At 62.3% G+C, this 15,447-nt stretch carries 15 protein-coding genes; 4 read left to right on the forward strand and 11 right to left on the reverse strand.

Features of this window, described 5'->3' with window-relative positions; all coding sequences use genetic code 11:
• Nucleotides 1-66 precede the first annotated feature (66 nt).
• Complete coding sequence (locus ACIQUI_RS13355; RefSeq protein ID WP_403199127.1) at nucleotides 67-249, reverse strand: DUF2783 domain-containing protein; 183 nt, start codon at nucleotides 247-249, stop codon at nucleotides 67-69.
• Between the two features lie 11 nt (nucleotides 250-260).
• The gene (locus tag ACIQUI_RS13360; RefSeq protein WP_403199130.1) at nucleotides 261-1,961 is read right to left on the reverse strand and encodes an FAD-dependent monooxygenase; all 1,701 of its coding nucleotides are present in this window, start codon (nucleotides 1,959-1,961) and stop codon (nucleotides 261-263) included.
• Nucleotides 1,962-2,196: 235 nt separating this feature from the next.
• Between ACIQUI_RS13360 and ACIQUI_RS13365 the strand changes: the two genes are divergently transcribed.
• Nucleotides 2,197-2,448 (forward strand): helix-turn-helix transcriptional regulator, encoded by a 252-nt coding sequence (locus ACIQUI_RS13365; protein WP_403199133.1) that lies wholly within the window; start codon nucleotides 2,197-2,199, stop codon nucleotides 2,446-2,448.
• 196 nt (nucleotides 2,449-2,644) lie between these two features.
• On the opposite strand, the gene ACIQUI_RS13370 is transcribed toward ACIQUI_RS13365, so the two are convergent.
• Together ACIQUI_RS13370 and ACIQUI_RS13375 are read right to left on the reverse strand one after the other, a co-directional pair.
• Complete coding sequence (locus ACIQUI_RS13370) at nucleotides 2,645-3,103, reverse strand: GNAT family N-acetyltransferase (protein WP_403199136.1); 459 nt, start codon at nucleotides 3,101-3,103, stop codon at nucleotides 2,645-2,647.
• 235 nt (nucleotides 3,104-3,338) lie between these two features.
• Nucleotides 3,339-4,103, reverse strand: a complete 765-nt coding sequence (locus tag ACIQUI_RS13375) for a hypothetical protein (protein WP_403199138.1) — start codon at nucleotides 4,101-4,103, stop codon at nucleotides 3,339-3,341.
• Between the two features lie 180 nt (nucleotides 4,104-4,283).
• Here ACIQUI_RS13375 and ACIQUI_RS13380 point away from each other — a divergent pair, with 180 nt between their 5' ends.
• Entirely contained in the window at nucleotides 4,284-4,448 is a 165-nt protein-coding gene (locus ACIQUI_RS13380) for a hypothetical protein (RefSeq protein ID WP_391131453.1), read from the forward strand.
• 78 nt (nucleotides 4,449-4,526) lie between these two features.
• Here the strand turns inward: ACIQUI_RS13380 and ACIQUI_RS13385 are convergent, their stop codons facing one another.
• On the reverse strand, nucleotides 4,527-5,498 hold the full coding sequence (locus ACIQUI_RS13385) for a GlxA family transcriptional regulator (RefSeq protein ID WP_403199142.1): 972 nt from the start codon (nucleotides 5,496-5,498) through the stop codon (nucleotides 4,527-4,529).
• 131 nt (nucleotides 5,499-5,629) lie between these two features.
• Between ACIQUI_RS13385 and ACIQUI_RS13390 the strand changes: the two genes are divergently transcribed.
• Complete coding sequence (locus ACIQUI_RS13390; RefSeq protein WP_403199144.1) at nucleotides 5,630-6,271, forward strand: HD domain-containing protein; 642 nt, start codon at nucleotides 5,630-5,632, stop codon at nucleotides 6,269-6,271.
• A 249-nt stretch (nucleotides 6,272-6,520) separates the two neighbouring features.
• On the opposite strand, the gene ACIQUI_RS13395 is transcribed toward ACIQUI_RS13390, so the two are convergent.
• From ACIQUI_RS13395 to ACIQUI_RS13420, 6 genes are all read right to left on the reverse strand, one after another.
• A complete protein-coding gene (locus tag ACIQUI_RS13395) occupies nucleotides 6,521-7,291 on the reverse strand; it encodes an SDR family NAD(P)-dependent oxidoreductase (protein ID WP_403199146.1) in 771 nt (256 codons plus the stop codon).
• 92 nt (nucleotides 7,292-7,383) lie between these two features.
• Nucleotides 7,384-9,774 (reverse strand): TonB-dependent receptor plug domain-containing protein, encoded by a 2,391-nt coding sequence (locus tag ACIQUI_RS13400; protein WP_403199232.1) that lies wholly within the window; start codon nucleotides 9,772-9,774, stop codon nucleotides 7,384-7,386.
• A 152-nt stretch (nucleotides 9,775-9,926) separates the two neighbouring features.
• Entirely contained in the window at nucleotides 9,927-10,424 is a 498-nt protein-coding gene (locus ACIQUI_RS13405) for a RidA family protein (RefSeq protein ID WP_403199148.1), read from the reverse strand.
• Nucleotides 10,425-10,440: 16 nt separating this feature from the next.
• Entirely contained in the window at nucleotides 10,441-12,021 is a 1,581-nt protein-coding gene (locus ACIQUI_RS13410; RefSeq protein WP_403199151.1) for a flavin monoamine oxidase family protein, read from the reverse strand.
• Nucleotides 12,022-12,713: 692 nt separating this feature from the next.
• Nucleotides 12,714-13,718: a 5'-nucleotidase gene (locus ACIQUI_RS13415; RefSeq protein ID WP_403199154.1), complete on the reverse strand. Its 1,005-nt coding sequence runs from the start codon at nucleotides 13,716-13,718 to the stop codon at nucleotides 12,714-12,716.
• A gap of 58 nt (nucleotides 13,719-13,776) precedes the next feature.
• On the reverse strand, nucleotides 13,777-14,022 hold the full coding sequence (locus tag ACIQUI_RS13420) for a hypothetical protein (protein ID WP_403199156.1): 246 nt from the start codon (nucleotides 14,020-14,022) through the stop codon (nucleotides 13,777-13,779).
• 358 nt (nucleotides 14,023-14,380) lie between these two features.
• Here ACIQUI_RS13420 and ACIQUI_RS13425 point away from each other — a divergent pair, with 358 nt between their 5' ends.
• Nucleotides 14,381-15,259, forward strand: coding sequence for a helix-turn-helix transcriptional regulator (locus ACIQUI_RS13425; RefSeq protein ID WP_403199159.1), 879 nt, complete (start codon nucleotides 14,381-14,383; stop codon nucleotides 15,257-15,259).
• Nucleotides 15,260-15,447: the final 188 nt, after the last annotated feature.

Raw genomic sequence — 15,447 nt, forward strand, 5'->3', positions numbered from 1 at the left:
CATGGGGGCGCCTGATTATTATTGGTTTGAGCGGCACCGGCTGCGGTGCTTGGGCGATGGCAGGTGCTACAGGTCTTGCAGCGCCGACTGGGTAAGCTCGGTGAAACCCTGGGCATCGCCCAGTGCCTGTGCGCTGAGCAGTGCCAGTTTGGTCAGGAACAGTTCGGCCTTGGCTGGTGTGGCCTGGTCCAGGGCATCTGCCAATACGTCGTAAACCAGTTCCAGGTCTGTTGCGGTAAGGGTGTGCATGGCGGTTCCTCTCAGTGCTTGCCCAGGGCGGTGTCGACGGCGGTGCGCAGTTGCGTGGCGCACAGCTGCAGCCAGCGGGCGCAGATGTGCTGGTCTGGGCGCACCAGGTACGCACCCCTGCGGGTAATGCCGTAGCGGGTGGCGATTTGGCCGGTGGCGTCGTCGATCAGCTGGTCGGCACCGGTGATGGCAGGCTGGGCGTGTTGTGCAATCGCAATGATCTGCAACGGCACACCGCTGCTGCGGATCGCATTTGCCTGCTCGAGCACGTCGCTTGGGATGCAGTCACTGTCGGTGAAATAGAGCAGGTAGAAGCTGGCATCCAGGTGGTCGAACAGGTAGTCGTTTTCGGCCAGTCGAATGTTCAGCAGCGGGGCGCCATTGCGCGGCCCAGCGGTGAAACGTGTGTTGTCGTCAGCTGCGCAGTTGAGTACCGAATCGGCGTAGTCGTGTGGCCGCGAAGTGCGCCAGTGGTACAACGGGCGAACGAACCCGTGGGCCAGTGACAACGACAATACGGCATCGCGCACCAGGCGGTAGCCCGCAGTAGGGGGCGCCATGAACCGGGTGCTCTTGCCGGCTTCGCTGATGATTTCGCGTGCGGCACCGACGCGTTCGCTGGAGTACGACGGTAGCAGCTTGGGCCCCGCCAGACCTTTGACAGTGAGGGCCAGTTTCCACACCAGGTCGTGGCAATCCTGGAACCCTGTGTTGGCGCCGCGCACGCCAAAAATCGGCAACAGGTGTGCCGCGTCCCCTACAAACACCACGCGCTTGTGCAGGTAATCAGGCAGGGTCAGGGCGCGGGCGGAGTAGACCGAACTCCAGTCCATTTCCCACTCAGGGTTTTCCACCCCCAGCATGTGCAACTGGGCATTGATGCGTTCGCGCAGTGATTCCGGTTGCAGCGCCTGTTCCGGGGTTTCGTTTTCGGGCAGTTGATAGTCGATGCGCCAGATGTCGCCAGGCTCGCGGTGCATCAATACGGTGTTGCCCGGGTTCCAGGCCGGGTCGAAGTAGGCCAGGCGCTCGGTAGGCAGGCCCAGGTCTATCTTGATGTCGGCAATCACGAAGCGGCCTTCGTAGGCGGTACCCTCAAGCTTGAGGTCCAGCAGCGTGCGCAGTGTCGAGCGGGCGCCGTCAGCGGCGATCACCCAGTCGGCGTCCAGCTCATAGCTGCCGGCGGGGGTATCAATACTCAGTCGGGCAAAGTCGTCATGTTGCAGCAGACCGGTCACGCGGTTGCCCCAGCGCAGTTCCACCAACGGGTTGGCTTCGGCGGCCTCGACCAGAAACTGCTCCAGGCAGGGCTGTTGCAGGTTGGTCATGGGGGCGTAGCGGTCGTCTGGGTCGTGCGGGTTTTCCATACGGAACACCAGCTGATTGCGGTAGTACGAATTGCCACAGCGCCACGGCAGGCCCAATTCACAGACCCGCTCGGCGACACCCACCTGCTGCAAGATCTCCATCGAGCGGCGGGTGAACACAATGGCCCGGCTGCCTTCGCTCACTTGCCGCTCCGCAGCCAGCACCACGCTGGCGATGCCATGCCGGGCGAGGTCCAGGGCGGTGGTCAGGCCGATCGGGCCGGCGCCTACTACCACGACGGGTTTGCGGGCCGGGTGGGCTGCGCCGACGCTGGCGGTGTGGGCAGGGTAGACCTGGTAGTTGAAATAGAGGGAGCGGCGTGGCTCGCTGTGGGGCTGATGCATGGCGGTGCACATCCATATTCTTGTAGGTATTCAGGTGTGCGAATGACTGTACTTGAGGCGGCGGCGGGCGATGTCCCCTGGAGGGGACAATTGAATGTTGAGTGGAATAACCCACAGTTCTGGCATTTTTGCATCTACAAGAACGCATTCTGTCGGTTACAGGCACTTTAGGCTTTGATTTCGCTTTGGGTTGCGTATACGTTACATTTACTAATGTTTGTTACGTATACGGAACATGGACTATTCACTGATCATTAGCCGTCTTGGCGAGCAGCTACGCACCCGCCGTCTTCATCGCGGGCTTACCCAAGTCAGGCTCGCTGAGTTGGCCGGTATCACGCGGCAGAAGGTCATTGCCATCGAAAAAGGCGACCCCACGGTGGGTATGACAGCCTATGCAAGGATGCTTGGGGCATTGGACTGTGAATTTGCGCTTATGACAGCTGCCATGCCTACGTTGGATGAGATCCAGGGGGTGTTCGACTGATGACAACCTTTTTGCATGTGGCGACGCCAGAGGGTGCGAGCGGGAAGATTCTTAGCGCTGGTGCAGACTATCTGTTTCGCTACCGTAAGGACGCCAAGGTGTCTTCTGCGATTAGCCTGCAGACAGCCTCAGTCAACTCATTATCTGGGCTCACCTGACAACTCGCTGCCACCAGCACAGCGTCCAGACCCGGCCATCATGGCCGGATCAGCCGTTTCTCCATGATGATCGTGCGTTCATTTCCATGGAACTCATCCCGCACCTTGCGATACCCCAAACGTGTATAGAAACCCTGTGCCGTAATCGAAGAGGGCACTCGCAACCACTTCGAGCCACGCACCACCGCCTCGTTTTCGACTGCAATCATCAACCGCTCGCCGATACCTGCCCGCTGATATTCGGGTGCGACGAAAACGCTTCTGACTACATCAGCTTCAAGGCTGGCAGTAGCCAGCACCTCATCGTGATTAGCCGCAATGAATACTTGACGTTTACCTAGCAGCTCGACAATTCCCGCTTCGCTGAACGATTGCTCGACCCTGGCAATGGTCGCAGCATCGTAGTCCCCTGCATTTGACTGCCGCAGGGCAGCAATGATCACTCGGCTGATGCACGCAGCATCTTCCGGTAGCGCCTTGCGAATCTGATACTCCATGGGTTACCTCAATTGATCGATCTGGCACGGCCACTGTGGAGGCGGGTTTACCCGCGAAGCATCCTGCGCGGAGTATGGCACCGGCTTTGCCGGTGTTCGCGGGCACGCCCGCTCCCACAGGGTACGCGGTGCGCCCGGCATCAGTCCTCTGCGCGACAGCGCGGCCCAATGGGCTGGGCAATCTCCCACAGGTATGACGCTGAGTTCAGGCACTGCCAACAGCCCTACTGGCGCCTCAACGCCGCCGTAATACAGTGGCCAGCCCAACGGTCAGCACCACGGCGTAAAGCATGGCCAGCCCGATGGTCAGTCCAGCGCCCCACACTTCGAGCAGCCCCGCCAGCACCAGATAAAACGCAATCACCCCCACCGCACCAATCGCATTGCCGCGCACCATCGCCGCCATCCCGGCCCGCCCGCTTTGCACATGAGCGAACACCACCAGCGGCCAGGCAATCACCGGAATCGGTGCCAGCATCCCGCTGGTTGCCGGCCCCAGCCAGCTGGCCAGGCTGGTGGTGATCATCAGCAGGGAAGTGGCCGAGACCATGCGCAGGGGAATCTCCCAGAACCGGTGCCGGGGGCGGGCCAGGGTATCGGGTTTCGGCTCGCGGCCGCTGGCGCGTATCAACACGCCAATCAGCACCAACGCCACGGCAATGGAAAGGTACAGGCTGCCCCAATGGGTAAACGCATACGCCGCCAGGCCATAGAACAGCAGCGCCAGCACCACGGCCGCGGCGACGCCGAGCCTGCGCGTGGCGAACAGGTAGAAGGTGTAGGTGGCCTGCACCGCCGCCAGGCCGCCCAACGCACCGGGTACTGCGCCCATGGCGAATGCCGTGCCCTGTTCCAGGCACAGGAAGGTCATGACCAGCGCCGAAGTGATCGGCAGGCCCGACAGCAGCCCACCGAGCAGGCCGCCCCAGCGCCGCGAGGCGAGGGAGATTGCCCACATCAACAGGGGCGTGACGATGAGTTTCAGGTAGAACAGGGTCATTGCCGGGCTATCCATGCGTGAAGAGATGAAGGTGCGAACTGCAGGCTGGCTGCTGGCAAGCCTGCACCAACTGTAAAGATATGCAAAGTTTCCCTATGCCATCACCCCGCAGTTCTAGAATCCGCCCGCTGCCGAACCGGCTACTGGCAGGCAGCTGATCTAACCCTGTGGAGCGTTCCAATGAAGTCGAAACACCTTTTGCGCGCAGCCCTGGTTGCGGCGCTGGTATCCGCCTTGTCCGGTTGCTGGATGTTCATGCCCCCGGGTGGTGGCGGTGGTCATGGTGGTGGTGGCCACGGTGGTGGCGGTGGCTTTGGTGGCCATCAGGGCGGCGGCCCTCGCTAAGCCGACCCGCGATGGAACGCACTGCCTCGGCCGGGCTGCAACAGTGCACCCGGCGCGGAGCACGCTACCTGCTTGAGCTCACCCCGATCGGCCAAAGCGCTTGCGATACTCTGCCGGCGTCACCCCCACATGCTTCACAAACGCCCGCCGCAATGTATCGGCATTGGCAAACCCGCACAGCGCCGCCACTTGTTTTGGCGCCTCTTGCCCAGCCTCCAGCCGTGCGCGCGCCGCGTTCACCCGTGCCAGTTCTACCCAGGCCGCCGGGGTCATGCCCACATCGTGTTGGAACACGCGGGCAAAATGCCTGGGGCTAAGCCCCACCCGTGCCGCCAGGCTGGCCACGCCGTGCTCAAGCGCAGGGTTGGCAGCTACATAACGTTGCAACCCCTGTAGCGCCGAGCGCCCGACCGGTGATGTGCCGCCCTGGCGGCTGAATTGCAATTGCCCGCCCGGCCGCTTGAAGTACATCACCAGGTGCCCGGCCACCTGCCTGGCAATGTCCCGCCCCAGGTCCTCTTCCACTAAAGCCAGTGCCAGGTCCAGCCCCGCTGTCACCCCGGCAGCGGTTCGCAGCTTGCCGTCGTGCACCTGGATGGCGTCGGCATCCACGTGCACCTGTGGGTAACGCTCGGCCAGCGTTTCGGCCACGGCCCAATGCGTGGTGACACGCCGGTTATCCAGCAGCCCGGCGGCTGCCAGGGCAAAGGCCCCGGTGCACACCGAGCCATAACGGCGGCAAGCGCTTGCCCGCTGCTGCAGCCAGTCGAGAATGCCGGGGCGCAGGTACTGGTCGGCGGCTTGCGGCGTACCCGCGATCAGCAGGGTATCAATGGCTGGCAGGTCTTCCCCGATCCAGCCGTCGGCATACAGCCGCGTGCCGGAAGAACTCACTACCGGCCCCGGTTCGCAAGCCAGCAGCACCAGGCGATAGGCATCGCGGCCCAGTTGGCGGTTGGCCTCGGCGAACACATCCAGCGGGCCGCAGGCATCCAGCATCTGCACACCGGGCATGGCCAGGATGGCGATCGTAAGGGGGGGAGGTGGCATGGTGGCTCCGGGCATTTTGCGGCAAGTCTGTAATCCAATGACAATGGCAGTATCTGGCGTTACAAGTCAATTGAGGACGTTGGGGTATGGCCGCAGACTGAACGCGTCACAAACCCACCCAAGGAGCGACCATGTCCTCATCCATTGCCGGTATCCATCTGCCTGACAGCGCCATGGCTCGGGAAATCACCGAGCTTGTCCGCGACACGGCTTCCCCTTTGCTGTTCCACCATTCCAGCCGGGTGTTCTACTTCGCGGCGCTTGCCGGGCAGCGGCTGGGGCTGCGCTACGACAGTGAACTGTTGTACGCGGGCTGCATGTTCCACGACATGGGGCTGACCCATGAGCACAGCAGCGAGTGCTGCCGCTTTGAAGTGGATGGCGCCAACGTGGCGCGTGATTTTCTCCAGCGTCATGGCGTGGATGAGCGTGATGTCGAGCGTGTATGGACGGCGATTGCGCTGCACACCACGCCGGGCATTCCAGAGCATATGCACCCGTTGATTGCCTTGGTCACAGCGGGTGTGGAGACCGATGTGCTGGGCTTGCATCACGAGGGGCTAGGTGTTGCTGCGCGGGATGCCGTGGTCCAGGCGCACCCGCGCGGGGACCACTTCAAGGAGGCGATTATCCAGGCGTTCTATAACGGCATACGGCACAAGCCGCAAACCACCTTTGGCAATGTGAAGGCGGATGTGATTGCCGACAAGGAGCCGGCATTCCGGCCCGGGAACTTCTGTAGCGTCATTCGCCAGTCTTGCTGGGCCAGTTGAGTGGTGATGTGCATCGCCGCGTAGTGAGCTGATTTCATGGGCAGTTCGCGCATCCTGGGGCCACCAACTGGCAGCCCTCATGCGATCCCTGTGGGAGCGGGCGTGCCCGCGAACACCGGCGCAGCCGGTGCCATGCACCGCGTTGGAGCTTTCGCGGGCGCGCCCGCTCCCACAGAGTACGCGGAGCGCCCAGCATCAGTTCTCTGCGTGACAACGTGGGCAATCTCCCACAGGGCGCGCCGTATGCATCTACCAACCTATCCGCTCGCCATCCCAACCCCAGAAGCTGCCACTCTCAGCAGGTCCAAGCCGTCCCAGCAGATCGATAACACACTGCGCAGCAAACGCCGGCTCAAACAGTTTCCCCTCCGGCACATTCCCCTGAAACGGCCGCGACAGTGCGGTATCGGTAGTCCCCGGGTGCAGTGCCAACACCGTAGCGGCCGGGTTCAGCCGTTTCAGCTCGATGCTTGCCGTGTGCAGCAACTGGTTCAACGCTGCCTTGCTCGCACGATAGCTGTACCAGCCACCCAGTCGATTGTCGCTGATCGAGCCAACCCTGGCTGACAGCGCTGCAAAGGTGGCAGGCTGTTTGCGCAGCAGCGGCAGCAGGTGCTTGAGCAACAGGATTGGGGCAAATGCATTGGTGGCGAAGCTGGCCTGCAGACCGGTGAGGTCCAGTTGCGCCAGTGACTTCTCAGCGCTGGCGCCCTCCTGGTGGAGTATACCGAGTGTGCTGATGACCAGGTGCAGGTGCGTGCAGGCAGTGCCTACTTCACGCGCAAGCCTTGCAAGCGCCACCTCGTCGCGCGCGTCACAGTCCCGCAGTTGCACGCGTTCGCCATGTACCTGGGTGAGTGCAAGCAGCCCCTCAGCATGGCTGGCGTGTCGCGACACAGCCCAAACCCGGTTTACATCATCGCGGCCCAGCAATGCCGCGCACACCGCCAGGCCAATGCCTTGGCTAGCACCGCAGATCAGCACATCGGCCTTGCCAGTCAGTTCAGGGATCAGGCTCACAGGGCATCCTCTACAGACCAAATCACAGGATTCAAGCCTTATTGAAGCACCAAGGGCGGCAATGCCAAGCCTCAGGCGGCTGACGGCGTGCATCAGAAGTTGTAAGTCAACCGAGTAAAGTAATACCCCCCCGTAAACCCATAAGGCGAATAGGCCCCATACCCCTTGGTCATGGTCTTGCTGCTGGGGTTCTGCCGCTCCGGGTACACATCAAACAGGTTCTGCGCCCCCACGGCCAGGTTCAGGTCCTTGGTCAACTGATACCCCACGTCGATGTCGGTAATCCAGCGCGCCTTGTACTCACGGTCCAGGCTGCGGTCGGTCGCCGAGTTCACTTCGCGCCAGGACCCATACCGGGTCAGGGTCAGGTTGCTGGTCCAGCGCTCACGTTGCCAGTTGGCGCCCAGAATCAGCTTGGTGTGCGGTTGCACTTCTGTCAGGAAGTTACGCGCCTGGCGGTCCATCAGGTTGTAGTCCGTACCCTGGATGTTGACGTTCTGCTTGTAGCTCAGGATTTGCGTCTGGTTCCAGTTGAAGGCAGCGGTCCACTTCATTTGCCCCCAGTTGCCCAGGTCCTGGTCAAAGTTGCCGACCAGGTCCAGGCCCTTGGTGCGGGTGTTGGCGCCGTTGGTGAAATAGCGCCCGCCAGCGGTGGAGTCGATACCGTTGGCCAGCAGCGCCTGGGTCACCTCGTCACCCAGCAGGGTGCCGGTGAGGGTGATGCGGTCACGCACGTTGATCACGTAGGCATCTGCGGTAAACGACAGCTGCGCGGCCGGCTGGTAGGTCAGGCCCAGGCTGTAGTTGGTCGAGCGCTCCGGCTTGAGTGCCTGCGCGCCCAAGGCTTTGGCTGCCGCCGAGTCCACCGGCAGTACGCCGTAGTTGATCGACTGGTACACGCCATTGACCACACCGTAGGTGGTGGAGCGGGCGCTGAACATGCTGTTGGCCAGCGAAGGTGCGCGAAAGCCGTTGCTGACCGTGGCACGCACGGCCAGCTCGGGGGTGAACTCATAGCGGGTGGTCAGCTTGCCGCTGCGGGTGGCGCCCACGCCGCGGTTGTAGTGCTCGTAGCGCAGTGCAGTGCCCAGGTACCACTGCGGCAGCGGGTTGAAGCCGACGTCGACGTAGCTGGCCACGCTGTTGCGGCTGGTGCTGGTGGCTTCGTCGGGCGAGATGCCGTTGGTGACTTGCGCACCAGAGGCGGCGCAGTCGCCCGGGGCACGGCAGTAACCGCCGTTGGCCCACGACGCCCAGTCGCCTTCGCGCACCTGGTAGGTTTCGCGGCGATGCTCCAGGCCCCAGGACACGTCAAGCGGCTTGTCCAGGCCGATGTCGAAGCTGCGCTGCAAGTCCAGGTTGCTGGTCAGTTGCGTGGCCACCCAGGTGCCGGATTCGAAGTGGTTGGGCGTGGCCTCGCCCAGCGAAGGGTTCTGGTTGTGCGTGGTGCCTTGCAGCGCCTCGTTGCGCCCGTAAGTGCTGGACAAGTCCCAGGCCCATTCCCCGGCATTGCCCTTGGCGCCGAACGCCCCTTGCACATCGTCTTCCTCGATGTACCAGGTGGGCGTGTAGCCGCCCGGGTAGCCGTTGGGGCCGGTGGTGATGGTGTTGGTGATGGTCGGCAGGCGGAAGTTCTGGCCCTGCTCGGCCTTGCGGTGCGAGTAGGTGGTGAACGAATAGAGGGTCAGGTCGTCGCTTAGCGGCAGCTCGGCGTTGTAGCCCAGGGTCAGCAGGTTGATCTTCGGCGTACCGTAGCCGCCGTACGTTGACTTGCCGGCCTTGTCGAAGGCCTCGGCATAGCTGTAGCCGTTGGCGCTGGCCTTGTTGTCGTCGTTCTGGCTGCGCGCATCCAGGGCCAGCTGGACGATGCCGCCGTTACCGACCTCGAAGCCCTTGTTGAGGCCCTGCTGCACGGTCTGCTTCTTGCCGTCGTAACCCTGGCCGGCATTGGTTACCGACGTGCCCGAGTCATCGGCCTTGAGGATGATATTGATCACCCCGGCGATGGCGTCGGAGCCATATTGGGCGGCCGCGCCATCGCGCAGCACCTCGACGTGATCGATCAGGCTGATGGGGATCAGGTCAAGGTCGGTAGGCGCAGCGCCGGCATGGATACCGCTGATGTTCAAGGTGGCGCTGGTGTGGCGGCGCTTGCCGTTCACCAGCACCAGTACCTGCGCCGCGTTCAGCCCACGCAGGCTGGGCGCACGGGCCATGCCGCTGGCATCCCAGCCGGTTTTTTCCGGCAGGGTGAAGGACGGCACGCTGGCGCTGAGGGCCTCCATCAGGCCGGGTTTGCCGGTTTGCTGCAGTTGCCTGGCGCTGATCACATCGATCGGCACCGGGCTGGTGGTGACGGTGCGTTTTTCCGAGCCGCGGTTGCCGGTGACGATCACCGTGCCCAGTTGGGCCGGGTCAGCGGCTTGGGCGTTGTTTTCGGCATAGGCGGCAGGTGTGAGCAGGCCGGTAGTGCCGAGGGCCATGGTCAGCAGTGCCGGTTGCAGGCGCGGGCTGGGCAGTTTCAAGGTGTGAAGCATGTTCGCTCTCCATGAGCGCTGTCGAACAGCGGGTGCACAGGGGCCGCCCGCCAGGTGGCCCTGGCAGGCAAGCAAGAGGGGATGGGGTTAGCGGCGTATCACGGTGCTTTGGCAGCGACCGCTTCGATTTCGACCAAGGCGCCCGGCAGCGGCAGGGCTACCACCTGCAAGGCAGTGCGGGTTGGCTTGCGGGGTTGTTCGGCGGTGGCGAAGAATTCGGTGTAGGCCGCTTGCAGCCCGGCAAAGTCCAGCTTGCCATCGTTGGCCGGGTCGCCTACCAGAAACACCCTCAACTGCACGATGTCGCCCAAGCCCAGGCCCTGGCTTTGCAGCGCGGTGTTGATTTTGTTCAGCACCGAGCGGGTCTGGGTTTCGGTGTTGCCATAGGCAGCAATGGTTTGCGCTGGCGCCTTGGGGTCGGCGACGTCGGGCAGGGTACCGCTGACGAACGTCAGCGCGGCCCCGGCCGGTACCGTGACCAGTTGCGAAATGGGGAACTTCGAGCCGGGCGGGTCGACACGCTTGATGGTGTCGGCCTGGGCGGTGAGTGCGGACAGTGACATGAAGGCTCCAAGCAGCAGGGCAGTGGTGTTCATCAAAGGGCTTCCTTGTTCAGGCGGCAGCGCCGCGTTGCTGTTGCAGGGCATGCCGGGCGATCTGCCCGACCACATGGCGGGCCGAGTCTGCGGCACTGTTCTGCCAGATGCCCACGCCGCCATGGGCCAGTGCATCGCTGGCCAGCCAGGTGCGGCCTTGCGGCTGGTTGAGGTGCGAATAGCCAGGCTCGGCGAGTACGTCATGAACGATCCACGGGCTTTCGCTGAACGGCACCTTGGACCAGTTCACCGCCACCCCGCGTTGCAGCTTGCCGGCATGGCCCGGGTGCAACGACTCCACCGCCTGGCGCGACGATGCCAGTTGCTGCTCTACCGAGCGCGTGGCGAATGTGCGCGCAATGTCACCGGTGTTGTAGGTGCCCACCAGGATGCCCTGGGCACTGTTCAGGTGGTCGCTGGGGTACCACAGCAACCGCGCTTCGTGGTTGATGTACGAGAGCCCGCCGTAGATCTGGAACTCGCTTTCCCAGAAGCGCGGCGCCTGCCACGCCACCTTGTTGGCCAGGTCTGGTCTGGCCTGGGCAATGGCCGCCTGGGTGGTGTTGCCAAAGTTGTGATCGACCCGGGCCAGCAGCGGCAGAGGAAGGGTGACGATGGCGTAGTCGGCGGTTTCCACCTGGGTCTTGCCACTGCGCCGGTCGCGCCAGGTCACCTGGCTACCACTGTCCCCGGTGCGTATGGCCTGCACTTCGGCGTGCAGTTGCACCTTGCCCTGCACCTTGGCGTACAGCGCCTTGGCAATCTGGTCCATGCCGCCCACCGGCTGGAACATGGTGGCGGAAAACTCCGGGATTTCGTCGAACACCAGCGGCAGCATCAGGTCAGGGTTGAGCAGTTGCTTGAGTGCTACTGGCTGGCGCTGGATGGGGGTTTGGTCGCCGGCCCCGGCGAAGCGGGTGTAGCCGGCGCGTACCGAGCCCTTGTAATGGCGTTTCTCGTCGAGGTCGCCGTACACCTTCAGAAAATCCAGCAGGGCTTTCTGGTCGCCGCTATCCAGGTCCTTGTCCAGTGCTTTGCCGCTGATGCTGCGCGACAGCAGTTCGCTCAGGTGCCCGCGGGTATCGTTCACTGCCTGGCGCAACAGCAGCGGCGGCTGTGCAAGGTCCGGTTGGGCGAGGGCGTTGCGGCTGCTGTTGACCAGCACTTCCAGCGGCACGCCCAGCTCGCGGCAGTAGCCGAGGATGGTCAGGTGGTGGCTGGGCAGCCGGGCGGGGCCTGCGTTGAAGTAATAGCCGTTGTCGAAGCGCACCTGCTGGCGGCTGCCGTCGTTGTGCAGCACTTCGTCGCCGTTGCGCAGCGTCCAGGCTCGCCCGCCGATTCGCTCGCGAGCCTCCAGCACGCGCACATCAAAGCCGGCTTTGCCAAGTTCATAAGCCGCCACCAGGCCGCTGATGCCAGCGCCCACCACCAGCACGCGCTTGCCATTGCCGGATGTGGCTGGCAGCCCCAGCGGCTGGAAGGTGCTGGCCGTGGCGGTGCTGGGCAACAGGCCCAGCGCAGACAGGCTGCCAAGCGCGGCGCCGTAGCTGCCAGCGGCCATCAAGTGGGCAATAAGGTCTCTGCGGGTCAAACCCATGGTGTGTACTCCTTGCAAGTGGAAAGTGAGTCCGTTCAGGGGCCGCTACAGCGCGTAGCGCACGCTCGGCAGTACGGTGCGTGGGGTGGTGACGGGGATGAAGCGGGCGAGGGCGACGGCTGCCGACAGGTGATTGAGCGCGGCGGTGGGCAAAGGTCTCATGCAGAAGCTTCCAGGTAACCATGATCGAATGGGGTTTCGGAGACCTGGATACCGGAGCCGGGTGACGTGGCCCGAGGCTGAAGGAGGTATTAGGTTCCTTTGCCTCCGCCAGTCAGGGGTCGGTCTGGTGAGAACATATCTCTATGAAAAATGGTTTTGAAATACTTTTTGTGTCTAAGCTAATATTTGTATGTTGAATTTATTGTATTTTATTAGATGCGAAAAATGCATTTTGATGGTGCCGTGATGGTAGCCGTCTGGTGCTGTTTGTGCTGGCCTCTTCGCGGGTAAACCCGCTCCCACAGATTTGGTGCTTGGCATCAAGGTACGCGCAACTTCTATGGGAGCAACTGTCTTGTTCAACTTCTAAAAGCTGGCGCGATCCCTGTGGGAGCGGGCTTGCCCGCGAACACGGGCGAAGCCCGTGCCATCCACCGCGTTGCCTGTTTCGCGGCGGTTCGACGCCTCGACGCGCCCGCTCCCACAGGGTCAGTGCTTGCCTCAGGGTATGCGAGATTCTTGTGTGGGCTTTAGCCGCGAACACTGGCAGCGCCGGTGTCGTCTTGTTGATGTACAAGGTTGCCGAGCGGCGAGAGCGTTGTTGAACGCCCCCTGTTCGCCACCCCGAACGGCACATGCACCATCGGCAAATCCCCCGCCGGCGATTGCAGGTGGCTGCGCTGGTCATCGAAAAACACATGCGGCTTCAGGATCGACAGCACCCGGGGTTTCTCCATCCCACCGAGGAAAAAGCATTCGTCCGGTGACACCCCCCAATCCTTCAACGTGGTCACCACCCGTTCATGCGAGGGCGCATTGCGCGCGGTGACAATCGCAATGCGCAAGATCCGCTTGTAGGCCGGGTCCTCGGCCAGCTTGCGGTCCTCTAGCGTGCGTATCAGCGAAAGCTTGCGGTACAGGTCCGCCAGCGGCCCTGGCGAATGCGGAATGCCTTTGTGCACGCGCTCATGCTCCTGGAAATCGTCCAGGTTGTCGTTGCGCTTGTACACGCTCTCCGCTTCGTCGTCGGCAATCACGCCATCGAAGTCGAAGGCCACCCGCAATTCGGTGTCGATCTCGTCGTCGTAGATGCGCGTGGGCAATACGCGCCCGGCCGGGTAATCGGCATCGATGGCTTTTTGTACGTCTTCCTCATTGGCACTGAGAAACAGCGAGGCATTGAACGCCGGAATGTACTCGTAGGGCGAGCGCCCCGACATGAATGCCGCCCGGGTGATGTCCAGTTGGTAGTGGTTTATTGACCGGAACACCCGCAGGCCGGTTTCCGGTGAGTTGCGCGAGAGCAGCACCACTTCTACCGGCAGTTGATCGGGGAAGGCCTTGTTGATGCTCAGGAAGCGCCGAATGAACGGGAACGCCACGCCCTTGGGGAAGGGCTCGTCCAGGTTCTGTTGCTGGTGCTGGCGGTAGGCGTCGACGCCCTCGGTCTGGTAGATGTCGTCCGAGACGGTGAGGTCGAACAGCGCACTCGAGGCAACGCCTATGACCAGTTTCTGTTCGATGGGGTAGGGCATTGAGCAACTCCTGGGCTTTTGCTGGGGAAAGTGTACGCGAGCGCTGTGACGAATGCCCTCAGGCCTCCGGTACCAGCCCGAGCAGCACCTGGACCTGGCGTTGCAACTGGCTTACATGCTCGCGCTCGGCGCGCAGGGCAGAGAGCAGCTCACGGTTTTCCTGCTTGTGGATGCGGGCCGTGCGTTCCAGTTCACGGTCGCCTTGCAGCAGGTCCCATACCTCGCCTTGGCGAGCGTGCTGCAGGCACACCAGCAACAGCGTGATGCCGCAGATGCCCAGCAGAGAGATTTCGATGGCTTCCATGTGACGCTTCCTTGGGTAGTGGCAGTTGGCCGGTAAGCGAAACGATATGTCTACTATGGCTACATGTCGATAATGGAGACTTGTACAGGTAAAGCAATGATGCATACCCGGCCGGTTTCAGCCGAGCAGGGTAAACGCAGTGGGAAAGGCCATTTGATATCGTTCGGGATGCTCCACGCCGCGCGGTACAAGGCCTTGGCTACGGTCAAGGTATCCCAGGCAGCCGTGGCGGCTTTCGCCAGCATATGCCTGCTTGCTTTACATATTGCTCTGGCTTGCCTTGAAACTGGATGGATATGTAGGATGTCACGACACGTCGTGAGTAGCGGTATTTTTAGCCAGCCCTTCAGGAGCGAACATGAAACGCACGCAACGCATGGAGCAAACCCGCTGGGACCTGGCCCTGCGCTACCGGTTGATCGAAACGGTTGTCTGGTGGGAAGGCAGGCTCACTACCAACCACCTGATTCAGAGCTTCGGCATCAGCCGCCAGCAGGCGTCGAAGGACATCAATACCTACATCAACGACTACGCCTCCAAAAACCTGGTCTACGACAAGCAGATCAAGGGCTATGTACCGACCCGACAATTCAGGCCGTTGTTCATCGACGACAGCGCCAGCGCCTACCTCGACCTGCTCAACCAGAACAACGAACGCGCCCCGCATATAGAAGGCCTGGCGCTGGCCTACGCCCACACCGAAGTACTGAAGGTGCCGGACCGATCGGTACAACCCGAGGTCTTGCGGCCGCTGCTCAAGGCCTGCCGTGAAAAGCGCCGCCTGGACATCGAGTACGTGTCCTTCAACAGCCCTGAGCTGGAGGGGCGCACCATCGCCCCGCATACCCTGGTGTACACCGGCATGCGCTGGCATGTGCGGGCCTATTGCGAAAAAAACCGCATGTACCGCGACTTCGTGCTCAGCCGTTTTCGCGGTGTGCCGGAGCTGCGTGATGAGCAGACCGAGAATGGTATCGACCAGGACCTGGAATGGAACACACCGGTCGATGTGATCTTCAAGCCGGATGAGCGCCTTACGCCAGCGCAGCGGGCGATCATCGAGGTGGACTTTGGCATGACGGGCGGGCAGCTGGTGGTGGGCAGTTCGCAGGCGTTGGTGAAGTATGTGGTGAAGCGTTTTGGCGTGCATGCCAATGTGCATGACCCGCGGCCTGAAGCGCAGCAACTGGTGCTTGCGAACCGGGCAGATTTGAGGCCTTGGCTGAATCTCGATTGAAGGGTGAAGAAGTGGCTGTTGATGATCTGCTGGCAATGCTCGCAGAACTGGCCCGCGCCCCCGAGCAGGGCATTAGTGTGCAGGAGGGCTGCAGGCCAGCCTTCCTCGATACCTGACCGATCACTCATTTTCCGCACGCGTGAGTGGATCCATTGATGTCATTTTGATAGCTTTCCGCCCTTACCGCT

It is taken from the genome of Pseudomonas sp. NPDC090592 (genome assembly GCF_044769185.1).
Taxonomy (GTDB): Bacteria; Pseudomonadota; Gammaproteobacteria; order Pseudomonadales; family Pseudomonadaceae; genus Aquipseudomonas.